General features: G+C 36.4%; 20 protein-coding genes. 16 read left to right on the top strand and 4 right to left on the bottom strand.

The window, feature by feature from the left end:
* The first annotated feature begins 9 nt into the window (after positions 1-9).
* The 7 genes from QZ574_RS00210 to QZ574_RS00180 all read left to right on the top strand — a co-directional run bounded on the left by QZ574_RS00210 (position 10) and on the right by QZ574_RS00180 (position 9,997).
* On the top strand, positions 10-3,462 hold the full coding sequence (locus QZ574_RS00210) for a hypothetical protein (RefSeq protein WP_297085492.1): 3,453 nt from the start codon (positions 10-12) through the stop codon (positions 3,460-3,462).
* Positions 3,463-3,472: 10 nt separating this feature from the next.
* Positions 3,473-4,357: a glycosyl hydrolase family 17 protein gene (locus QZ574_RS00205; RefSeq protein ID WP_297085490.1), complete on the top strand. Its 885-nt coding sequence runs from the start codon at positions 3,473-3,475 to the stop codon at positions 4,355-4,357.
* A gap of 83 nt (positions 4,358-4,440) precedes the next feature.
* Positions 4,441-5,502 carry a glycosyl hydrolase family 17 protein gene (locus QZ574_RS00200; protein WP_297085488.1) on the top strand — a complete coding sequence of 354 codons (1,062 nt, stop codon included), beginning with the start codon at positions 4,441-4,443 and terminating at the stop codon, positions 5,500-5,502.
* Between the two features lie 38 nt (positions 5,503-5,540).
* Entirely contained in the window at positions 5,541-6,992 is a 1,452-nt protein-coding gene (locus QZ574_RS00195; protein WP_297085486.1) for an MFS transporter, read from the top strand.
* A 96-nt stretch (positions 6,993-7,088) separates the two neighbouring features.
* Positions 7,089-8,090 (top strand): glycoside hydrolase family 2 TIM barrel-domain containing protein, encoded by a 1,002-nt coding sequence (locus tag QZ574_RS00190; RefSeq protein WP_297085484.1) that lies wholly within the window; start codon positions 7,089-7,091, stop codon positions 8,088-8,090.
* Positions 8,091-8,205: 115 nt separating this feature from the next.
* Positions 8,206-9,552, top strand: a complete 1,347-nt coding sequence (locus QZ574_RS00185) for an MFS transporter (protein ID WP_297085482.1) — start codon at positions 8,206-8,208, stop codon at positions 9,550-9,552.
* Positions 9,553-9,724: 172 nt separating this feature from the next.
* A complete protein-coding gene (locus tag QZ574_RS00180) occupies positions 9,725-9,997 on the top strand; it encodes a DUF493 family protein (RefSeq protein ID WP_297085480.1) in 273 nt (90 codons plus the stop codon).
* A gap of 211 nt (positions 9,998-10,208) precedes the next feature.
* Here the strand turns inward: QZ574_RS00180 and QZ574_RS00175 are convergent, their stop codons facing one another.
* Positions 10,209-11,333: a Fic family protein gene (locus tag QZ574_RS00175; protein WP_297085478.1), complete on the bottom strand. Its 1,125-nt coding sequence runs from the start codon at positions 11,331-11,333 to the stop codon at positions 10,209-10,211.
* Positions 11,334-11,814: 481 nt separating this feature from the next.
* Here QZ574_RS00175 and QZ574_RS00170 point away from each other — a divergent pair, with 481 nt between their 5' ends.
* From QZ574_RS00170 to QZ574_RS00160, 3 genes are read left to right on the top strand one after another with little or no spacing between them, the layout of a single operon-like run.
* Positions 11,815-12,024, top strand: a complete 210-nt coding sequence (locus tag QZ574_RS00170) for a type II toxin-antitoxin system Y4mF family antitoxin (RefSeq protein WP_297085476.1) — start codon at positions 11,815-11,817, stop codon at positions 12,022-12,024.
* Positions 12,021-12,356, top strand: coding sequence for a HipA N-terminal domain-containing protein (locus tag QZ574_RS00165; RefSeq protein ID WP_297085473.1), 336 nt, complete (start codon positions 12,021-12,023; stop codon positions 12,354-12,356). The genes QZ574_RS00170 and QZ574_RS00165 overlap by 4 nt, the downstream gene beginning before the upstream one ends.
* A complete protein-coding gene (locus QZ574_RS00160) occupies positions 12,346-13,284 on the top strand; it encodes a HipA domain-containing protein (RefSeq protein ID WP_297085471.1) in 939 nt (312 codons plus the stop codon). Before QZ574_RS00165 ends, QZ574_RS00160 begins: the two co-directional genes overlap by 11 nt.
* Before the next feature lie 241 nt (positions 13,285-13,525).
* On the opposite strand, the gene QZ574_RS00155 is transcribed toward QZ574_RS00160, so the two are convergent.
* Positions 13,526-14,821, bottom strand: coding sequence for a tyrosine-type recombinase/integrase (locus QZ574_RS00155; RefSeq protein ID WP_297085469.1), 1,296 nt, complete (start codon positions 14,819-14,821; stop codon positions 13,526-13,528).
* Between the two features lie 11 nt (positions 14,822-14,832).
* Positions 14,833-15,069, bottom strand: coding sequence for a helix-turn-helix domain-containing protein (locus QZ574_RS00150; protein ID WP_297085466.1), 237 nt, complete (start codon positions 15,067-15,069; stop codon positions 14,833-14,835).
* 474 nt (positions 15,070-15,543) lie between these two features.
* On the opposite strand from QZ574_RS00150, the gene QZ574_RS00145 reads away from it, so the two are divergent.
* Positions 15,544-15,975 carry a hypothetical protein gene (locus tag QZ574_RS00145; protein WP_297085464.1) on the top strand — a complete coding sequence of 144 codons (432 nt, stop codon included), beginning with the start codon at positions 15,544-15,546 and terminating at the stop codon, positions 15,973-15,975.
* A 34-nt stretch (positions 15,976-16,009) separates the two neighbouring features.
* Here QZ574_RS00145 and QZ574_RS00140 read toward each other — a convergent pair whose 3' ends face one another.
* Entirely contained in the window at positions 16,010-16,276 is a 267-nt protein-coding gene (locus tag QZ574_RS00140; protein WP_297085462.1) for a helix-turn-helix domain-containing protein, read from the bottom strand.
* Between the two features lie 408 nt (positions 16,277-16,684).
* Between QZ574_RS00140 and QZ574_RS00135 the strand changes: the two genes are divergently transcribed.
* The 5 genes from QZ574_RS00135 to QZ574_RS00115 all read left to right on the top strand — a co-directional run bounded on the left by QZ574_RS00135 (position 16,685) and on the right by QZ574_RS00115 (position 23,812).
* Positions 16,685-17,476, top strand: a complete 792-nt coding sequence (locus QZ574_RS00135) for a hypothetical protein (RefSeq protein ID WP_297085459.1) — start codon at positions 16,685-16,687, stop codon at positions 17,474-17,476.
* The gene (locus tag QZ574_RS00130) at positions 17,469-20,630 is read left to right on the top strand and encodes a DEAD/DEAH box helicase (RefSeq protein ID WP_297085457.1); all 3,162 of its coding nucleotides are present in this window, start codon (positions 17,469-17,471) and stop codon (positions 20,628-20,630) included. Before QZ574_RS00135 ends, QZ574_RS00130 begins: the two co-directional genes overlap by 8 nt.
* Positions 20,631-20,699: 69 nt before the next feature.
* Positions 20,700-21,635: a hypothetical protein gene (locus tag QZ574_RS00125; RefSeq protein WP_297085455.1), complete on the top strand. Its 936-nt coding sequence runs from the start codon at positions 20,700-20,702 to the stop codon at positions 21,633-21,635.
* Positions 21,636-21,954: 319 nt separating this feature from the next.
* Complete coding sequence (locus tag QZ574_RS00120; RefSeq protein WP_297085453.1) at positions 21,955-22,989, top strand: type IV toxin-antitoxin system AbiEi family antitoxin; 1,035 nt, start codon at positions 21,955-21,957, stop codon at positions 22,987-22,989.
* Positions 22,967-23,812 carry a nucleotidyl transferase AbiEii/AbiGii toxin family protein gene (locus QZ574_RS00115; protein ID WP_297085451.1) on the top strand — a complete coding sequence of 282 codons (846 nt, stop codon included), beginning with the start codon at positions 22,967-22,969 and terminating at the stop codon, positions 23,810-23,812. Before QZ574_RS00120 ends, QZ574_RS00115 begins: the two co-directional genes overlap by 23 nt.
* Positions 23,813-23,814: the final 2 nt, after the last annotated feature.

Genomic DNA, 23,814 nt, shown 5'->3' with positions numbered 1-23,814 from the left:
GAATTAACCATGAAGGAAATTTACCTTGGCAAGAATAAACTTAAACCCCTTGAGAGTGAGGTTCAGGGAGGTTTTGTTGAAATTGAAAACGAAAAGTTTTATAAAATAAGCAATTACAATGGCATGCCCGATTTTTTTATGACCATTGTGAGCGACTCTAATCATTGGATGTATTTGTCGAGCAACGGTGCGCTTACCGCAGGTCGGAAAAATCGCGACAATTCGCTTTTCCCATACTATACCGACGATAAGATTCACGATTATAAAGGCAAAACCGGTAGCAAAACAATTTGTTTGGTTCAGAAAAACGAAAAGACCTTTTTATGGGAACCTTTTACAGATGAAGCTGAAAAACTTTACCAGGTCGAGCGCAATTTGTACAAAAGTATTTACGGCAACAAAATAATCTTTGAAGAACGAAATACCGACCTCGAAATTAATTTCCGGTACGGTTGGTACAACAGCGAAAAATTTGGATGGATAAAAAAATCAACCATACAAAATACAGGTAACGATGAGGTTAAAATTGAAGTGTTGGATGGCATCCGTAATCTTCTGCCTTACGGTGTTGACTATGCTTTTCAGAACGAATACAGCAACCTGTTGGATGCCTACAAAAAAAACGCATTACTAAGCGAAAGCAAGTTGGGTTTGTTTATGCTGAGTTCCATTCCGGTTGACCGTGCTGAACCAAGCGAAGCTTTGAAAGCAACAAGTGTCTGGTCGGTGGTGCCTGCCGATAATGCCAGATATTTGGTTTCAGATAAACAGTTGGAAGCATTTAGAAACGGACAGAAAATAGAAACAGAATTGGATGTGCGTGCATCACGTGGTGCCTATTACACAAATATGGTTTTTAAGCTTAGTAAAGCGGAAAAAAAGCAGTGGTACATGGCAGCCGAGGTTAATCAGGATGCCGGCGACATTGCTAATCTCGATAATTTTATTTTAACCAACAGTAATATTGCAAAAACAATTGAAGAGGACATTACTGCCGGAACCCAAAACCTGATAAAAATTGTGGCGAATGCCGATGGCTTGCAGTTAGGAAACGAAGAATTAGGTTTTGCACGCCATTTTTCCAACACCTTGTTTAATGTAATGCGTGGCGGTATTTTTGCCAACAATTACACTTTTAGTACAAACGATTTTAAGCTCTACGTAAAGCAAACCAATACGCGTATTGCCAAAAAATTTGAAGTGCAACTGGCAGCCCTTCCTACGCAAATTAAGCATGGCAATTTGTTAACCTGGGCAAAAGACACCGGCAGCCCCGAGTTAGAACGTATTTGTTTCGAATACCTGCCGCTAACGTTTAGCCGTCGTCATGGCGACCCAAGCCGCCCCTGGAACCAGTTCTCCATTGAAACCAAAAACGAGGACGGAACCGACAAGTTAAATTACCAGGGAAACTGGCGCGATATTTTCCAAAACTGGGAAGCCCTGTGTCTGTCGTACCCCGAATATATTGAAGGTATAATTGCCAAATTTGTAAATGCATCAACTGCCGATGGTTATAACCCTTACCGTATTACCCGCGAGGGAATGGACTGGGAATGCCCCGACCCGGATGACCCATGGGCTTACATTGGCTACTGGGGCGACCATCAGATTATTTATTTGCAAAAATTTTTAGAACAAACGGAAGCTTATCACCCGGGAAAATTGGATGAATTACTGGCAAAGGAAATTTTTGTTTACGCCAATGTGCCATATCGCATAAAATCTTTTGAAGAGCTCGTGGTCAACCCAAAAGATACCATTGTTTTTGATTTTGAGCTGAATGATAAAATTGAAAAACTGGCAGCCGAGGTGGGCGCCGATGGCAAACTTATTTTTGGCAACGACGGCGAGATTTACAAGGTGAATCTGATGGAGAAAATCCTAAGTACCTTGTTATCGAAACTAAGCAACTTTATCCCCGAAGCAGGTATTTGGTTAAATACGCAGCGACCTGAATGGAACGATGCCAATAACGCATTGGTGGGCAACGGAGTATCAATGGTTACACTGTATTACATCCGTCGTTTCCTCGAGTTCTGGCAAAATAAATTCAGCAAAATGACTGCTGGTTCTTTCGAGATTTCGGGGGAATTATCTGTTCTTTTCGATAAAATATTCTCGCTTTTCGAGGCAAATACTGAGTTGATAGGCACTGGTTTTTCAGATGAAGACCGTTACCATTTTACAAAAGTTTTGGGTAAGGCAGGCGAAGAATATCGCCAGTCGGTTTACTCCAATTCATTTTCGGGCGACAAGCAAAGAATTTCTTCCGGGAATTTGAGCGAATTTATAAACCTGGCTCTTGAGTATGTAAATCAATCAATTCAGAAAAATAGGCGAGAAGACGGGCTGTACCACGCGTACAACCTGGTTTCTTTCAGTGAAAACAGCATAGCAGTTCGCTATTTGTATGAAATGTTGGAGGGACAAGTGGCTGTGCTTAGCTCGGGTGCATTGTCAACCACCGAGAGCCTGGAGGTTTTGGATGGGCTAAAAGCCAGCAAACTATTCCGCGAAGACCAATACAGCTACATTTTATACCCCGACAGGCAATTGCCACGTTTTGTGGAGAAAAACCAGATTCCGGGAGAAGCGGTTAAAAAATCGAAGTTGTTACAAAAATTAGTTGCTGAAAAAGAAGTTTCGTTCATCACGAAAGACATCACCGGAGGCCATCATTTTAATGGCACTTTCCGTAATGCCAACGAATTAAGCACTGCACTGGCAAAATTAGATACCGAGAAGTATGGCGACCTGATACAGCAGGAAAAACAACAGGTGCTCGATATTTACGAGCAAATGTTCGACCACCAGTCGTTTACCGGTCGCTCGGGTACTTTTTATGGTTACGAGGGGCTTGGAAGTATCTACTGGCACATGGTTTCGAAGTTGTTGCTGGCGGTTCAGGAGTGTTATTTTAAAGGCGTTGAAGAAAATGCCGATGCCGATATTTTGGGAAGAATAAAGGGGCACTACTACGAAATTAAGGCAGGAATTGGTTTGTACAAATCGCCTGCTTTGTATGGGGCTTTCCCAACCGATGCCTATTCGCACACCCCCGGAGGTGCCGGAGCTAAACAGCCTGGCCTTACCGGACAGGTAAAAGAGGATGTTATTTCGCGCTTTGGCGAGCTGGGTGTGCATATTTCTGATGGTAAAATTACTTTTAATACCACGCTACTCAATTTCGATGAATTGCTTACAGCAAAAGATAAGTTCCGGTTTATTGGATTAGATGGTAAGCCTCAGACGATTGCTTTAGAGGATAATCAATTGGCTTTTACCATCTGCCAGGTGCCGGTAATTTATAAAACCGGAACAAAACAAGCTATTGTAATTTACTATGCCAACGGAACTTCAAAACATATCGAAGGCAAGAGTATGGATGCAACCAACGCTGCTTTACTATTTAAACGAAGTGGTGATATTGAGCAGATAGACTATATACTTACCTATTAATCAACCTAAAATGTCATTCAGAAGCGAAAAAATATTATCTCTGGTGGGAGAAGACTTCCATCAAAAGAGTTCATCAGACCTGTCTCAGATGTTTAGAAAAATACTAGCTGACGGGGTTCACGGGATTTGTTTTAGTGCCTACAAAGAAGGTCAGGCTCCAGGTGCACTTTTATCGGCTGCCCAAATTACCGAGCGTATTGAGGTTATTAAACCATTTACAAAGTGGGTGCGAACATTTTCCTGTACTGAAGGAAATGAGTTAATTCCGGCAATTGCCAAAGCTTACGGTTTAAAAACGATGGTAGGTGCCTGGCTAAGCGACGATAAAGAAAAAAACGAAGAAGAAATTGAAGCCCTGATAGCCCTTGTAAAAGCCGGGCATGCCGATTTGGTAGCCGTAGGAAACGAGGTTTTGTACCGCGAAGAGCTTACAGAAGAGGAATTACTGGATTATATTAAACAGGTTAAAAAAGCGGTGCCACAGGCCGAAGTTGGTTATGTTGATGCTTATTACGAGTTTGTAAACCGGCCGGCAATAGTAGAAGCCTGCGATGTTATTTATGCCAATTGTTACCCGTTTTGGGAAGGTTGCCACATCGATTATTCGCACGTGTATATGCAGAACATGTACTACCAGGCACTGGGCGCCGGCAAAGGTAAGCGGGTGGTAATTAGCGAAACCGGCTGGCCAAATGTTGGAACTGCATTCGAAGCATCGGTGCCAAATCCCGAAAACGCCTTACGTTACTTCATAAATACCCAGAAGTGGAGTAAGGAAGAAGGGATTGAGGTGATGTATTTCTCCGCCTTCGACGAAAGCTGGAAAGTGGGTGCTGAAGGAGATGTTGGCGCTTTTTGGGGCCTTTGGGATAAAGATGAGAATTTAAAATACTAAAGCATAATGGTATTCTTCTTAACCTGCTTCCGTAGAGGATAAGCGGACTAAATTATAACAGATTAACAAATAAGCTAAAACTAATGAACAGGAAAAAATACAACTTACTTTTTTTGGGGCTGGCAGTAGTTTTATTTGCTGCATTTACACCCCAAAAAGAATTGAAGAAGAAAGCATCTATGAAAAGTTCTGATAAGCATTCAATAAAACAAACGAAAAAAGAATTACTGGCTGGTGTTTCAAATGCGGTGTGTTATTCCGGTTTCAGAACCGGGCAGCATCCCGACCGTGGCGAAGGCGCCAAAAATCCATCAGCCGAAGAAGTATTGGAAGACCTTCAAATCATTCAAAACGAAATGGGTTTTAAACTCATAAGGTTATACGATTCTGGGGTAAACTCAGAGATGGTTTTACGTTTAATTAAAGAACACAACCTGGATATTAAAGTAATGCTTGGAATGTGGTTAAATGCCGAATTGAGTGCCCACGAAACTTGTGCCTGGCTAACCGAACCAATTCCGCAGGAAGAACTGGATGCCAATAAAATTGTAAACCTGGAAGAACTGCAGCGCGGAATAAACCTTGCCAATAAATACTCCGAAATTGTTTGTGCAGTTAATGTGGGTAACGAGTGCCTGGTAGATTGGAACGACCATAAAATGCATGTGGATACGGTAATTGCTTATTGCGAGCGAGTGAAAAATGCCATAAAGCAACCCGTAACGGTTGCCGATAATTACGAATGGTGGGCTGCTCACGGGCAAAAACTTTCGGAAGTACTCGATTTTATTGCAGTGCACATTTACCCGGTTTGGGAAGGAAAAGATATTGATGAAGGACTTTCCTATTCCATCGAGAATATTCAGAAAGTACGTAATGCACTTCCCGATGCCCGAATTGTAATTAGTGAAGCAGGTTGGGCATCCGTTGCCTCGGAATTTGGCGAACGAGCCAGCGAAAAAAAGCAATTACAATATTTCAACGAATTTATGCAGTGGTCGAAACAAATGAATATTACCACACTGTTTTTTGAAGCTTTTGATGAAGACTGGAAAGGAAATCCCAACGACCCGTGGGGAGCTGAAAAACACTGGGGGCTTTACACTGTTGACAGGCAACCAAAGCTGGTGATGCAGAAAAACTAAACGACAATAAACAGACTTTAATCAGTTAAACTTAGCTTATGGCACATTACAAAACAGCAAAAGAAGACATTGTTCCTTTAGGGCAAAAAGCAGCATATGGTGCAGGGCAATTAACAATTAACCTGTATCCGGCTGCTCTTGGGGTATTTATGTTCTACCTTATTTACGGGTTTAAAATGGACCCTGCGCTTGCAGGCCTGGTAGCTGCCTTGCCAAAGTTCTTCGATGCTTTGATTGACCCGATAATGGGATATATATCAGACAATACCCGCTCGCGTTGGGGACGAAGAAAACCCTATATTTTAATTGGTAGCATTTTAACCGGAATAACGTTTATGATACTGTGGCAAATGTCGCCTGACAATTCGCAGACCTATAACTTCATCTATTTCTTAAGCTTATCCTTTGTATTTTTTCTTTCGTTTACCGTTTATTCAACACCGTTTATTGGTTTGGGGTACGAAATGACTCCGGATTATAACGAACGAACCAGGTTAATGGCTGCCGGACAGGTTTTAGGCCAGTTTGCCTGGATGATTGCTCCCTGGTTTTGGATTTTAATTGGTAATCCCGACTTGTTTTTCGAAGAGTCGACCGAAGGAGTACGTGTGCTTTCAATTTGGGTAGGTGGAGTTAGTATTCTTATTGGAGCTTTGCCGGCACTGTTCTGTAAAGAAATGGTGTTGCCCAATAAACAGGGGCAGGTTGAATCAAATCTTTCGTTAAAAAATATAGCTGCCAACTTAAAAGAATTATGGAAGGCAGTGGTACAAACCTTAACCTGCAAACCATTTTTAAAATTGTGTAGTACCACATTTTTAATTTTCAATGGTTTTCAAACTATCGCACAGTTTTCATATTTCATAATACTGTATTATTTATTTGAAGGAAGTATTACCGATGCCGGAGCATGGCCTCCATGGTTTAGTACGGTTAATGCGGCAGCTACGGCATTTCTTATTATTCCAATTGTAACCAAAATATCAACTAAGGTTGGAAAGAAAAATGCCTTTATCATTTCTACACTGCTTTCAATTGTAGGTTATGTGTTAAAATGGTGGTGCTTTAATCCGGCAAATCCATGGTTAATGTTTATTCCATTGCCCTTAATCTCCTTCGGTATTGGTGGCCTGTTTACCCTAATGATGTCGATGACCGCCGATGTGTGTGACCTTGACGAACTTAATAACGGAACCCGCCGCGAAGGGATGTTTGGAGCTGTGTACTGGTTAATGGTAAAAATTGGAAATGCATTGGCCATGTTGGTAAGTGGTGTGGTATTAAAAATGGTTGGCTTCAATCAAAATGCCGAAGTGCAAACACCGGAGTCGTTGGTAAACCTTCGGTTGGCTGATATTATTATTCCAATCATTTTTGCCGTAATGGCCATATTAATAATGAGAGGCTATACAATTAGCGAGGAAAAAGCACACGAAATTCGAGAAGCATTAATAGCCCGTCGAGGAAAAGCAAAACATCAGGGAGAATAAAGCAATAGGTGTTGGATTTAGTAGCTAAAATTTAAATGGAATAGAAGGAAATAGGGTATCTGAAATGTATAAGAAATTTGATAGATAAGTTCAAAAATGAAAAAGCTTATTATTTTACTTGGTTTGTTTCTGGCCATACTTTCGTGCAAAAGAGAACAAGAAAAAACGGTAAGGGTTAATGGTAGAAATATTGAACTAAACGGCTCGCCCTATTTAATAAAAGGTATTTGCTACCACCCGGTTCCAAAAGGAAGTTCTGAAAGGAATTTCAAAAATTTAAGCGAAGACCTTTCTTTAATGAACGAAGCCGGAATAAATACAATCCGCCTGTATTCGCCGGTTGACGATGTGGCTGTTTTAGATGAAATACACCAAGCCGGCATTAAGCTAATTATTGGATTTGGTTATAATCAAAACGGCTATTTCGATATTTTTTCCGGTAGTTTTGTCGATTACATTAACAAATACAAAACGCATCCTGCCATCCTGTTTTGGGAGCTGGGTAACGAATACAACTATCACCCGGAGTGGTTTGATGGCGATATGGCAAATTGGTATAATGCATTAAACAATGCTGCAAAACTGGCTAAAGAAAACGATTCGTTACATCCGGTGGCTACTGCTCACGGCGAGCTGCCCGATTCTTTAGCCCTTGCCCTTTCTCCCGAAATTGATATTTGGGGAATGAACGTATATCGCTGGGATAATCCTGAAACAATTTTCGATGAATGGAAAGTTGTTAGTGAAAAGCCAATGTACCTTTCCGAAGCTGGCGGCGATAGCTACATGACCATTGAAAAAAATGGTTATGACCAAGGGGAAAATGAAAAAGCACAGGCTGATGCCACCCGAAATATTTTGGAGGCAACTTTCAGAAACACAAAAATTTGTAGTGGAGTTGCCTTGTTTGCATTTGTTGATGAGTGGTGGAAAGCCGGAAATCCTGAGCAACAAGATCCCGGTGGTTGGGCACCCAACAGCAGTGGCGTTCCCTACGATGGCGCCCCCAACGAAGAGTATTGGGGAATACTAAAAAATGATCGGACGAAAAAATTGGCATTCGATGTGGTAAAGGAGAAGTATTTGGGAATGAAATAATTCCTTGTCATTTCGAATCTGAGGAACGAAGATGAGTAATCTGCGTCATTAGTCAGGGATTTCTCCTCCTGCGTAGTTGAAATGACAATATAAATAAGAAGCTAAAACCAAAACAATGAATACAAAACTTTCGCTAAAAGAAAAAATAGGATATAGCTTGGGAGATACAGCCTCGCATTTTGTGTGGGACATGGTGGGTTTCTGGATTCTGATTTTTTACACCGATACTTTTGGCATTTCGGCGGCAGCTGCCGGTACAATTATGCTGATTGCCCGTTTTTGGGATATGGCCAGCGACCCGATTATGGGCGTAATTGCCGACCGCACCAAAACACGTTGGGGAAAATTCAGACCTTACATTTTATGGATGGCTTTACCGTACAGCATCCTTGCCGTTATGGCATTTTCAACACCAAATTTTGGCGAAACAGGCAAGGTTGTTTATGCCGGTATTACCTACATTTTGTTGATGACGGTTTTTACGGCTATTAACCTCCCCTACTCTTCGTTGGGAGCGGTTATGACTTCCGACTCGAACGAGCGTGCCGGCTTAAACTCGTACCGCTTTATTTTTGCATTTGTGGGGCAGTTTATTGTATCGGGTACTGCACTTTACCTGGCCAATTACTTTGGAAAAGGCGATTCGGCAAAAGGCTATAAGTATACGCTTATTCTGTTCTCGTTAATCAGTTTTATACTGTTTATGATTACGTTTAAAACAACCAGAGAACGAGTTCAGCCGCCTAAAAAACAAAAGGAAAACCTAAAAGAAGATTTTAAAAACCTGTTCAAAAACCGCCCGTGGATTATTCTGTTTTTTGTGGGAATTGTTTCGTTTGTAATGTTTGCCATGCAAAATCTTTCGGTGGCGTACTATTTTAAATATTACATTGGAAATGAAGAGGGCGTTCAGCTGTTTAATGTGATTGGAACAGTGGCTTTAATTGTTGCACTTCCTTTTTCAAAACCATTGGCCTTACGTTTTGGCAACCGCAATGTATTTTTGGCAAGCACCCTTATTTCCGGAGTGTTCTTCTGTTTAATTTATTTGCCTGGGGCCGAGAATATTTACCTGATATATACTTTTAATATTCTTGCAAAAATGGCTTATGCCCCAGCTGTTCCATTAATTTGGACCATGCTTGGCGATACCGCCGATTATTCGGAATGGAAAACTGGCCGACGTGCAACCGGCCTGACGTTCTCGGCAGCAACCTTTGCACAAAAAGCAGGTTGGGGAATTGGTGGAGCTTTGGCCGGTTGGTTGCTTGCCGCGTTTAAGTTTACTCCAAATGTGGAACAAACCGAAACAGCGATTACTGGTATCAAATTAATGATTTCAGTTTTCCCGGGAATTTTGTATATGTCGTGTGCCATATTGTTGTTCTTTTACAGCATCGACCAAAAAACGGTTCTAAAAATGCAGGAAGAGTTGGAAGCCCGACGTAAAGCCGAAGAATAGAGGGCAACAATTTTCTAAAATGAAAATGTATTTGTTTCTACGTTTAGTTTACTAAAAATTTAATCTTTGTGCCAAACTTTAAATTTTGGTCAGAAATAAGAGGCTTAAATTTTTGCTTAAAAAGTGAACGAAAAGAAACGTTTAATTGTATTTGTAGATACAAATGAAAAAAATGGAAACAGATAAATATAAAAACCTGCGTTACCGTCTAATGGAAACAAACAGCTGGCCATTAAAATATATGTTTAAATTTATAACTCCGAATGAAGACGGTAAGGTGGAGCAGATAAAAATATTGCTGCCAGCCAATGGTAAATTATCCTTTAAACACACTGAAAACCTAAAGCACGTATCGATTACCTGTGTTGCCTGGATGGAATCGGCTGACCAAATTGTTGAGATTACTGAAAAAGTAGATGGGATTGATGGGGTGATTGTGCTGTAATACCAATTGAAAATATGGCATAAAAAAAGCAGCTACATTTCTTTGCAACTGCTTGATTTTTAAGTGGGCCCACCTGGGCTTGAACTCTTTTTGTATCTATCTCGTTATCAGCGTATTTAGAAATGTAAGATTTGACAACTCCCGAATTCTACGCCTCTTATTGCACAAATCAATGAACTTCCAGATGTAAAGATAATGAAACTGTTTTTTGTCAACTACTAAACAATTCCAGATAATCATTAAAAACATACAGTTTATTTCGCTGTGCTCCGGTAATTTCTTTTAATATGCCCATATTCTCTAAATCATCAAGCAACTTATAATTCGTAGCTTTTGATTTGTTCGTAATCATAGCAATCCTCATAGCATCAATTACGGGCTGGGAATATAAATGATCAATTACTTTTCGTGCCTCATTTCCACGACTTCCAAGCGTCTGAATTTTGCTATCCAACACTTTTTGCAGTTGCATAATTTTATCAAAGGTTTCTACTCCTTTCTTTGAGATCTCAATTACACCCGTAAGAAAAAACTTTAACCACTGATCAATGTCATTATGTGTACGAACGCGCATGAGGTTGTCGTAATAAAGTGTGCGGTTACGTTCAAAAAAGTCTGAAAGATATAATATTGGCTGTTTCAAGATACCTTTATTTACAAGGTATAATGTTATTAGAAGTCTACCTACCCGACCATTGCCATCTAAAAACGGGTGAATCGTTTCAAACTGATAATGGATTATGCCAATCTTCAATAGTTCAGGTAATGGGTTAAGTTCATTATTTGCAAAAAATTCAATATCCGACATTAATTCAGGGACAGTGCTATGAACAGGAGGAATAAATGTTGCATCATTTATGGATGCACCTCCAATCCAGTTTTGACTTCTACGATATTCCCCTGGATTTTTATTTGTACCTCTTACCCCCTTGAGTAGAATATTATGCGTTTGTCGAATTAATCTTGATGAAAATGGTAAGGTATGCAGAAGTTTTACTGCTTCGTTCATTGCACTAATGTAATTCTGAACTTCTTCCCAATCGTCTCGTTTCTCTACTGCGACATCTTTCTTCTCAAGAAATGCATCTTCCATATTTGTCTGAGTTCCTTCAATCCTGGATGATTGTGTTGCCTCTTTTGCGATGTGCATTCTTATAAATAAGTCGATGTTAACGTACTCAGAGTACATATCAAGTCGTCCAAGCGATCGGTCAGCTTTACTAAGTAAGTTCAGTAGCTGCATGTCATTAACCTGCCACTCTTTATTAATGTCGTTAGGCTGAAAACTTTTGTAATGTCCTTGACTTATATGTTTTCCCGATTTAAATGATTTCATGTTTATATTTTATTCTACTAAAATAAGAATAAATTTACTCTTAGTTTAAATTTTAGCGAAAAACTAAACTAAGAATGAGATTAGTTTAGATATTTGCCCTAATCTATATGAAGTACAAATGGAGATTGCCTCGCACAGAAACTGGAGACAACATAGTTTTCGCAGCTCCCGAATTCTAAACCTTTTGTTTTATGGATTTGTATCGATAGTTGAACCTCAATGGCATAGGCAAAAGCACCATACTTCAATGTATAATGTAGAATCGAAGATGGGTTATAGTTTGAGAGTACTTCCAGGAGGCTTTCCTCAGCGTGTTTTGATTCTTATTTGCATAGGGTACTTGTCTATTCTCGTAACACGTTTATTTTTATGAAAGCTTAAAATATATGCTTTTACATATAAAACAAATTTACACACATAAATTATATCTAAATGCATATAATATCGTATATTTGTTTGTTGTTATATCTAAAAGCATATAATGAAGAGATTGGCAGAGTTTGTAAAAGAACGAAGAAAGGAGGTTAACCTTACCCAGGAAGAGTTTGCTGAAAGAGCAGGTGTTGCACTGACTGTGGTTCGAAAAATTGAACAAGGTAAGACGAATCTGAACATGGATAAGGTGAACCTTGTATTAAGCATGTTTGGTCATGAATTGGTACCGATAGAAAGTAAAGAGCTTGATTTATGAGAAAAGGGAAGGTCCTATACAAAAACTACTATGCCGGAACTATTACCGAAACTGATGACGGGGAATATGTATTTCAGTACGACGAAAAATATGTGAAAGATCATCCTGACGAGTTCATAACTTTTTCAATGCCGGTTAGAAACGAACCATATCTTGATAACAGACTGTTTGCTTTTTTCGATGGACTTATTCCCGAGGGGTGGTTGCTGGATATTGCTTCTGCTAACTGGAAAATTAACCAGAACGACCGCATGGGGTTATTGTTAGCATGTTGTCAGAACTGCATTGGTGCTGTAAGTATTGTTCCTATAACAGATGAAAATGAAGAATAGATGTTTATATTGTTATGAAGCTCTTGAAACTGCAGAGGATTTTCATCCCCGCTGCAGCAAGGAATTTTTTGGGACTTTAACGCCTCCACAAATACCTTATTCTTTAGACCAGATGACTGAACTGGCAAAACATGTTGTTGAGCGAAGTGTTACAGTCCCCGGAGTCCAGGCAAAATTATCTATGTCACTAATAGAAGAGAGGAACGGTAAAGCAGATACCCGTTTAACAGTGGTAGGAGCCCTTGGAGGGCAGTACATATTTAAGCCTCCAAATGAACGTTTTCAGGAAATGCCCGAGAATGAACATGTAACCATGCGAATGGCAGAAGCCATGGGCATTCGTGTTGTCCCATCCAGTTTAATACGTTTGAAATCGGGTGAATTATCATATATCACAAGAAGGATTGACCGGACAGTGGGTGGTGAAAAAATACACATATTGGATATGTTTCAAATTACAGAAGCTTTCGATAAGTACAAAAGCTCCATGGAGAAAGTTGGGAAAGCAATACATGCGTACTCAGATAATACAATGCTGGATAAAATCTTCTTTCTTGAACTTGCGGTATTTAGTTTTCTGACCGGTAATAATGATATGCACCTCAAAAACTTTTCTTTGATTGAAAGCTCATCAGGTTGGATACTGGCGCCCGCCTATGATTTGCTGAATGTTGCAATTATATTACCTGAAGATATGGAAGAGCTGGCACTAACTATGGACGGGAAAAAGAAAAAACTGAATTGGAGACACTTTGAAAAACTGGGCTTAGGTTTAGGATTAACTGATAAACAAATTGAAGGAGTCAAAATGAGAATGTTCAGAAATAAACTCAAAGCAGTTGAATGGCTTAATAAATCTTTTTTGTCTGACGAAATGAAGGAATCGTATAGAGATCTTTTGGAAAGCAGATATGATAAGGTGAAATAGAATGCTGTTAGTTAAGCATATGAATAGAAAGGAGCAATGATGTTGCTTTTAATGTTACTATTTTCTCTAAATTTGTATATAAATGGTATGCAAGTAAAAGAAAAAGCAGCTACATTGTTCTGTAACTGCTTGATTTTTAGTGGGCCCACCTGGGCTTGAACCAGGGACCCCCTGATTATGAGTGAAAATACTAAACATAAATAAAATTCCATTAAACACTATCATTTTGTATGATAGTTACTTAAGAAATTTTTCTTTTCAGCACCCTCCATTGGGTGCCATGATTTACTTTATGACTTGGCAAAAAACTTGGCAAATTACTACTGGTAATTAACTGTTTATTTATCTCCATAGCTTCATCAGAATTTAATCCAGACAAATAATGCTCGGTTACAACCGAATTGGAATGATTTAACATCTTACTAATCTTTCCAACTGACACATCTTTTCTTAATAATGATGAAGCGTAACAGTCTCTTGCTGTTTTTAAGGTAAGTGGAACCGATAGGTTCAGTTCCTTACCAATCTCCTTTAAATGACTGTTTATATGCTTCCTAAGTTTATGATTCTTGTTAATTATCGTTTGCTCACTGTATTTAACATTCATTTTACCAAGAACATATGGACTATTCTTATCGCCAACTTTAGAAATCAATACCTTTAGATCAGGGAGCACTGGGACAGTTACAGGTTGTATATTACTTTTTCGAGTTGCCTCCGTTTTAGTTCTCATGAAAGATATTTGTCTCAAATCAATGTCCGACCATTTTAATTTTAATAAATCTATAAAATTGCTGCCGTTCAAATAATAGAGTATTTTCCAAATATCAAGTGCATACTCTCGTTTAGGATCAGTGAAACTATTGTAGTTAATCAACATTCTTATTTCATGCTCACTTAGAACTTGTTTTGCAGGAAAATAACTTGAAATAGAATAACCTGAACGACCATATGGATACTGGAATGTTTGAGGTATTATTTTCTCAACATTAGTATAGTAGTTTAATATGGTTCTTAGGTCTCGATGATATGAATTAATTGTTGATATTGAGCAGCCATTTTTTAATTTCTTGTCTGAAAAGGAATTCAAAAAATCAACTGTGATATCAAAAACTGATATATCTTTCTTGTGTGTCTGCAATACATTTAAAGTTGTTTTAAAGTGAGTTTTAGTTCTAATTTTAAGATCTTTTTTGGTTTTTGTGTAATCTGAGAAAAGGTCACGAAGCAATAAAGTGTGCGGTATAACCTTTTCTTTTTTCTCAATCCTTTGACGAAAGATCTTTTTATCAAATGGTTGAACTTCATTAAATATTCGTTCACATTTAGCTTTAAAATCATTACACTTTTTACGAAACGCAATACTCTTTTCATCTGTCGCTGTATTTTTTACAAATACTTGTTCGTAAACTGACTTGCTTAATGATGTGATGTTAATATACATCACATCATTTTTATTGGTTACTCGTACCGCCAAATTATAAGTACCATCTTTTTTCTGATTCCTTTTATCTAATACTATCTTGAATGTTGCCATAATACTAAAAATTAAAGGTTATCAATATTTGGAAGTTCAACAGGCTTTTTGCAACCATTTAGCATCCATTCATCAATTGCAACTCTATCAAAAACTACTCGTTTGTTGGGTCTTAGATAAGGAATTGAGTCTTCTTTTACTAACTTGTAAATACTTGACTTGCAAAGCGAAGTATATTTACATAAATCGTTTACGCTTAAAAAGCGTTGGTGAATTCTTTCTTCACCGTTAAAATTATCTGTATTCATAATTTCTAATTTTTATTTGTTTCTAATTTCAACCATCATGTGAATTCGTTTAAGTGCCACTTCATAATGGTTTACTCTTTCTATCTCGAAAAAATGCCTTTGTTTATTTTTTTTATGATACTGTATACTACATCATGACATTTAAAAGCATAAGACGCTCATCTTGAGGGGGTAAGGTCTATGATTTTTTTTGAAAAAAACTAATAAGAAGTTTATAAAGACGTATTAAATGACAGAGAAGCAATAGATTCTGGTCAAATTTTTTCGGAATCAAGGTATTATGAAGAATAAGTAATGATTAGAAAAGCTTAAAACGAAACTTTAGTTTCTGATACACGTTATTCTAACGCAAGGTTTTATCTCACTCAAATCTGACATTATTACAAAAAAGGCAAGTAGAATCTTGCATTCCACGCCCATATAAGCCCTGATTATTCAGGGCTTTTTATAATTTTACAATCAAAACCAACAACTATGACTGCCCAAGTTTTCGAAAGAATAAGATATAAAGGCAAAACCTATGATATGGCCGATGAACCTTTATCAATTTATTTGGAACAAAGAGGTTGTGATATTGTATTTACACCACCACATACAGCATGTTGGCGGGGATATATTGGGAAGTGGAAGGTAAAATGTAAAAAACTATATCTCTATGATTTGAGTGGATTTGATGAAAGTGACAATGAAATTAGCTTAGATAAAATCTTCCCTGGACAAAAAGAAGTTTTTGCCGATTGGTTCACCGAAGAAATGAGGTTACCTTGTGGAAAAATGTTAATGTATCGGCATATGGGTTATGAATCCGTTTACGAAAAAGACATTTTTTTGAAATTTGAAAATGGAGTTTTGGTTGGCGAAAGAGTGGTTGATAATCAGAATAATTCTGATGTTTTACCATGGTAATCAATTGCTGTAATTCTAAAGCTGATAATATTACCTAATTCACCCGACTATTCTCCATTACCTCTAAAATCTCATCATATTTATAAAACCAAGTTGAATCCAACTTATAAGCAGGTATGGTTCCATTAATTCGCAAAGTTTGAAGTGTTGAATCAGAAATCCCAAGCATTTCTCGAACATCTTTTGAACGTATCCATTTCTTCTTCTGTATGTTGTTATCGAATAGTGCTTTTACTTCGTTAAGTAGTTCTTCTTTGAATTTTACAAAGTCCTGTTCTGTGATTACGATAATCTTTTCCATGATGTAGTTTTTTCATTTAGCGGGAAGAATATATTAAAGTTTATTTTGACATAACTCATTTCCGAGATTGGGAACGTGTTTTTTCTTGTTCAAATTCTGATGTGAGTTTGATTGCTATTGTAAGTAGCTTTATTAATTTTAGTGTCAAAAATCAAAACATCTTGAACCATTGACCAATGAGTAATACCTCATAAGTAACTGTATTCTACAATTGCATATATCTGAACAGAGTTAAATATTCGGTATATACTAAGTCTCTTGTGCACATGAATCGACTTAAAGCACTGAGATCTGCACGTTAGTAATAAATCTCATACAAAAAATTAGCCCTTCAGATAAAACTTGTAGATGATAAGAAAAAGAATGCCCATTAATTCTGAAAGAAAAAGTTGATAATAAGTACATAACATGCCTATTAATTTTATAAATACCGACTGTTCGCCATTAGTTATTGATAATGATTACGAAATAATTAATAAGGATTTATTAGCAAATTATGTTGGTGAATTATTACTTGGTCATCATCATCATGTATATCGAATAATAAATTCTCTAAGTACTAATTTTCCTGTTCATCCTAATGACTCAATTGAACAGATTATTCAAAAGATAACTTCAGCATCAATCCCAAAGAGGGATGGATGGCTTTTTCAAATGATATCGTGGATTGTTTTAGCAGAAAATAATAAAGGTGAAAAGTATTACTCTAACTATCCTCATTTTGCTCCTGCCCAACATGGAATTGACGGTTTAGCGATTGTGCTGGATAATGAAGATAACTTAAGTAGAATTATTATAACCGAAGATAAATGTACAACTTCTCCTCGTGGGAAAATAACACAACAAGTTTTTCCTGAATTTTTAGATTTTGAGGACGGGAAAAAGAATAATGCATTGGTTTCAATAATTTCGAGTCTTATTGGACATATTGATGCTGGCAATATTCTTGAAGGTATTCAAAACGACATCTTTGATAATGATTATCGTAATTATCGTATTAGTATAACGAGAGAAGAGTCTCATAATGATATAGCAGGTAGAAAGCGCCTTTTTAAAAATTATGAGAACTACGTTTCAGGAGATAATTCAAGTCGAAGGACAGGAGCAACCGTCTATCTAGAAGACATGAGAGTTTGGATGGAAGATTTTTCAACGAAAGTGATAGCCTTCCTTGAATCAAAAAAAAGTACTGATGTATAATAGCAATACCGTTCAAAAAATAAAAAACATTCCGAATATAGGAAAAATTGATATTGAGAGGTTACCTCAAGAATTAACCAGAATATACGCTCAAATTGTAAGTTTAAGAAAACAGGTTGTTGAAGGGACAATTAATTTTCAAGAGGGCGAGTTATTGTCGGCTTTGAAACTTCTAAGTAAGTTAGCCAGCAATTTGGAGGTAATTTTAGTTAACAATCCCGACCACGAACAAAAGGAATCTATTGCATTTGTTGCTGCAACAGCAAATAATCTAATTCATAAAATTGGGATTGATGACGAATACTCAGATCTTTTAGAAATTGATGATATATCTACATACATTTCTGCTATAATACTATTCATGATAGGAAATAGTCAATCTGATGCTGCTGAAATTTCTAACTCCATTGATACATTAAAAATATCAAGTCCCTCTCAAAAAGGATTAGTTGACTGTATTTTATCTTTAGCGAAAGGAAGACCTCTTGAAGCATTGGAAATTAATTTTGTAGATGATGAAATGTTTATTGAAGAAGACTTTGAAAGTACTGCTTTAAACTTTTTATGGAGAGAAATTGGTCTTGGAATTAAAGAAGCCTCAAAAAAACTAGTTGGAGAACCAACTGTTGAACAACGGAATCATTTTGATACAGTTATTGGTTTGTCGGTTTCTGAAAAACAACTTTTTAATCAAAGAAGTGTTATTGCAGGTCCATACAGACTTGCCAAATTACTGAATATCTTAAAGAATGATATTTTTGAAAGAGCTGTAATTGATATACCTGCACCAAAAGGAATTAAGGAAGCAGATTGGTTGCTATTCTTAAGAAAACTTTCACTAGAGCGACCGTTGTTATGGGAAAATCACATTGAGGCTATTAAGACTAATTTTTTAGAGTCTGGTGTTTCCTCAGTAATGACATTGCCTACAGGTGCAGGAAAATCAACTCTAGCAGAACTTAAGATTGCTTCTGCTTTATATTCAGGCAAGAAAGTAATCTATTTGGTACCCACACATGCATTAGAAGATCAAGTCAATAAAAACCTAAAACAACTATTTCAGGAATTTGAACCAGTCAAAATAGAGTTTGACGGTGAATATTCAGAATTTGATGATATTGAAAGTTTTCCAATTCTTGTGATGACACCTGAGCGCTGTTTATCATTATTAAACATTAATCAGAGTCTATTTGAGAGTGTTGGGTTAGTGGTTTTTGACGAATTTCATTTGATACATGGCACAGATTTAAAAAAAGACAGGAGGGCTATTGATGCAATGTATTGTCTTCTATCTTTATTTACAGAAGTCCCTTTTGCAGATTATTTATTGATATCTGCGATGGTTGAAAATGGAGCAGAAATATCATCATGGATTCAAGAAGTAACAGGAAGAGAATGTAAGCTTTTTAATTCCACATGGAAACCAACACGCCAACTACATGGTTGCATTGTTTATGAAGCAAGTAAGATTGACGAATTACAGCAGACTATATTATCAAATTACCAGAGTCGAAAAACAAAAAATCCTCCTGTTAAACTAAAAAGGGAAATGCTGTTGGAGCTCCAATGTTTTTTCAGTCTTAAAAATATCTGGGAAACGAAAGATAACAAGGACTATTTTAAAAGTAAAATACTGGATCACAATATCGCTTTAAATATTAACAACTATTGGCGTCTTACTAGCAACAGAAATGAGATAGCCGCCAGATTAGCAATACACTTTTCTAAGTTAGGATTGAAAACCCTTGTATTTGTTGATGATCCAAGGATTACAAAATCTACCTGTGAAACTATAACTCAAAATCTTGAAAATATTAAGAATGACTATGATGATTATGTTGAAAGTCATAAAAATATTATAGATGCTCTTGCTCTTGAGTTAGGAAGTTCAGAGCATTCATATTTTTATAACCACAGAAATGTCGGTGTTCATCATGGTCTTTTACTTCCTATTGAAAGAAGTTTGATTGAAAACTACTTTAAAGATAAAAATGGTTCTTCTGTTTTAGTTGCTACAGCAACACTTGCCCAGGGAATTAACTTGCCTGCTGAAATAGTAATTATTGCAGGTGATGATCGTTTTGATGAAGATGGAGGTAACAGGCGAAGAGTAGACCCTCATGAATTACTAAATGCTGCGGGAAGAGCGGGAAGAGCGGGATTATCTGCGCAAGGTGCTGTAATTTTAATTCCTGGAGGCATTATAACAATTGATGATTTAACTATATCAAATAGGTGGTGGCAGCTAAAAAAAGAAGTATTCTCCAAAGGAGATCAATGTCTTAAAATAAAAGATCCTTTAGAATATTTCTTAGATTCTTTACAAGATAGCATTCAAGATTTAAGTATAGAACAAGCAAATGTATTGTTTCGTTTCAAATCAGAATCCTTGTCAGTTGATGATACTAGGAACTTATTTAAGAAATCGTTTTATGCTTTTAATGCCACTTTGTCCAATAAGCAAGAATTATTTGATACACAAGTTAGAAGGTTTTTAGACAGAAGAAATGAAATTGATAATTTGACCGATGATTATCTCTGGCAAAAGGAAATTGGGGTTAAAACAGGTCTTGAGCCGTCAATTATTTTAGAATTAGATAATGCAATTGATAGAGAAGAGTTCGATGTTTTAAGCAATAAAACTATTGTTGAATTTATTGATTGGTATTTTATATGGTTAAGTTCAGATGAAACCTACATTACTAAAATTTTCACTAAACAAAATACAATTGATCAAATAAAACGTGCGACTGGGTTAAAACCCACCGATAATAATTCTGAGATTGTTTCTAAGATAAGCATACTAAGTAAAGTACTAAAAGAATATGTACAGGGTCAATCCTTAAAAGCATTAAACGAATTAATTCCAAATGTAAATAGAGCAGACAACTCTCCATATCTTTTGAAAGCAAGAAATTTTGTCACTCGACTTGTACCAGAATTAAGCTTTAGTTTCGGAATTATCTCAATGATTATGATTGAGAAGAATAAACAAAAAGGCGTCAATAAAAGTGTCCTACCATTAGATTTAAGAATGCTATCAAGTTGCATTAGAGAAGGCTTTGATACATCCAAAAAGTTGTATTACAAAATGAATAATAATCTATTGCTGAGAGTTGAAACTCATAAAGAATTTATTAGAACTGAAAAGTAACAAAAACTGCATCAAACGTCCAACTTAGCCGAATGATTAATGACAATATTAGAAATTTAATATGAAACGATGAATCGTGATCCATTTAGAGAAATGAAAATTGATGAAACAAAAGAGTTTAAATCTTTTGCTGAAGAAATTGATTATTTGATTGAGTTCTTTAAAAGATTTGGTGAACTAATATTTTATAACGGTCGGATTATTTCATTTTTCACGGATAAAAAAGTATTCTTTCTAAACACTTATTTAATTGACAGTTCAGCACAGACATTACGAAGTATTAAATTCTGTTGTTCAATTGGAAGTTTCTCAGACGCAAATACATTAATAAGAAAACTTAGGGACGACCTTATTCAGTATGTTTATATTCTTTCTATCATTAATTCTCGAAAACCTTTTGTTGAGGACGATTTAAAGAACTTAAAAACTGATGATCCTGAAGAATTCATAAACTCATTCTCCAATATTAGATTTAATGATGTTTTAACTGATGACGAAAAAGCAGTTTCTGCTTGGTTCAATAATTCAGTTTCAGAATTAAATAGGCCTATTAAGAAAAAATTAGAATTTGAAAATTACATGAGAACACTTAAGCAAAATGAAAATATTGCTAAGATATTGGTAGAATATAAACTTAAAAATTATTGGGAATTTCTTAGAAGAAAGCTTAATGACTATGTTCATAATAATGGAGTGAGGTTTGCAGCACAAAACTCAATTAGAAGGAATGATGTAAATTTAGAAATACATTTAAAAAATATTAATATTCGAACATCTCATATTGCATCGTTTTTTATCATTGTTCTTTTAATGATAGATTCAGCATTAATAGCATCGACAGATTATATGGATCATGTTAATTGTGATTTAAAACCGCCAGATGACAGTCAATACCATATTGCAGGGTTTATACAAGATTTTATTGATTTAAAAGTTAGTAAGCTTCATCCAGAATTAAAACAATATTTGATAGATAATAATATCAACGGAATGAAAATTGAATAATAAACTTTATGGCTATTAAAAGGTAAATTTAATTGATTCTGAAGGTGCTTAGGTTGGATTCAATTCATGTTTTTTGTTTAGATTATGAAAAGATAAGATAGATGGAAGTCAGACTATGACTGCTTATTGTAGCTATACTTATTATACTCTTGTTATTCATCTGTTAGCTGAATAATGTTTTTCATGTTGCTTCTGGTAATGATGATTATAATGGTTTCTGGAGATACCAAATTGATACTGCTTTTTCTACTACAACAACACTTGTTTTTAATAACAATGTTCATTATATTTGAATGTTCATTGTCAATGAACAAGAAATGTGAATGAACGATCAAGTAGAGATATGTATAGAAATAACGATTATATATACGATGCTGTAGTCCAATTACAGGAGTTAGCTGGTGTTACCGCTGAGGTTGAAAGTAGTAGGGCTGAATATGATGCTATTGCTACGATTGATAATACTCAGTTTGTAGTTGTTAGTAAGTCTGAAATTAGGGCTTCTAATAAAGGTATGGTTCTTAATGAAATAAATAGTACAAGAACAAAAACAAAAAAGCCAATTGTTGCCATAGCCAAGTTTATTGCCAAAGATATAGCCCAGGAATTAAAAGATAATGGCATAAACTACATCGACAGAGCGGGAAACGCTTATATAAAACAAGGGAAGCTGTTGGTTTACATAACAGGTCAAAAAGCTGAAAGGCCAACCGTTTCGAACCAGTCCAGAGCTTTTCAGGAGAGTGGTATTAAGTTGGTGTTTCAGTTACTTACACAACCAGACGATTTGCAGTTATCATACCGTAGTTTAGCAGAAAAAACAGGTATTGCTTTGGGCTCTGTAAGTATTATAATGAAAGAGCTGGAAGATTTACGCTTTGTAGTAAAAACAAAAAACAAAAGGTACCTGAAGAATAAAACAGAATTACTGCAAAGATGGGTTATGGCTTTTAATGATGTATTGCGCCCAAGATTATTAAAGAAACGATTCCGTTTTTCAAATAATGAGGCATATAACAAGTGGCAACAGTTACCCTTGAATGAAATGCCTGGTAGAAATATTTGGGGAGGAGAGCCAGGCGCATCAATCTTAACAAAGCAACTTCAACCCCAAAATTATACCATATACACTGATTCAGGATGGCAAAGCATTGCGTCAAACCTCAAACTAATTCCAGATAATGATGGAGAAGTAGAAATACTTGCGATTTTCTGGAAAGAAGACGAAACAACTAATTATAAAAATATAGCTCCAACACTTATTATTCTTGCTGAATTAATGGGTAGTGGAAAAGAAAGAAATATAGAAACCGCCAAAATCATAACCGAGAATGAGTTACAACATATCAAGTGACAAGTTCCAACATCCACTGTTAAAACCAATATTGGAGAAGTTAACCGAGTATTTCTCAAAAGAAGAAATACACTTCTATGTAATTGGTGCAACTGCCCGTGATATCATTATGCAAATCCACGATGAAAAAACGGGTAGGGCTACACATGACTTGGATATAGCCATAGCCATCTCAAACTGGGATGAATTTCAGAAAGTGGAAGACGGAATTGTGAATATCGAAGGGTTTGAAAAAGACAAGGCGCAGAAGCAACGGTTTATCTATTTAAATGATTTCCAGTTAGACATTGTTCCTTTTGGTGAGGTAATGAAAGAAGATGATAAAATCTTCTGGCCACCCGAGGAAGATATTGCCATGTCTATCCTTGGGTTTTCCGAGGTGAATGAAGATACCCACACCGTAAAGATTGATGATGATATTGAAATTCAGATTGCATCGTTGGCAGGTGTGTTTATTCTGAAAACCGTTGCATGGTTAGATAGAAACCTTAAGGGAAATAAAGATGCTGACGACATGGCTTTTATTATAAATAACTATCATAACATAAACGAACAAAGGGCAATTGAAGAACATTTTGATTTATACGAAGTCGATGAATTTGATACACAAATAGCTGGTTCCAGATTACTCGGTCGTGACATTTCTAACTTACTTTCTGAATCTGATTCAACCAAAACTAAAATCACAGAAATTTTAAAATCGGAAGTAGAAAAGGAAGAAGATAGCCGACTTATAAATCAAATTTTAGATACCCACAAAAGCTTTAAATACGATAACATTTACGAATGCCTAAATAATATCCTACAAGGATTAGAAGACTAAAC

This window comes from uncultured Draconibacterium sp. (genome assembly GCF_913063105.1).
Taxonomy (GTDB): Bacteria; Bacteroidota; Bacteroidia; order Bacteroidales; family Prolixibacteraceae; genus Draconibacterium.
This window is presented reverse-complemented; position numbering and strand designations above follow the sequence as displayed.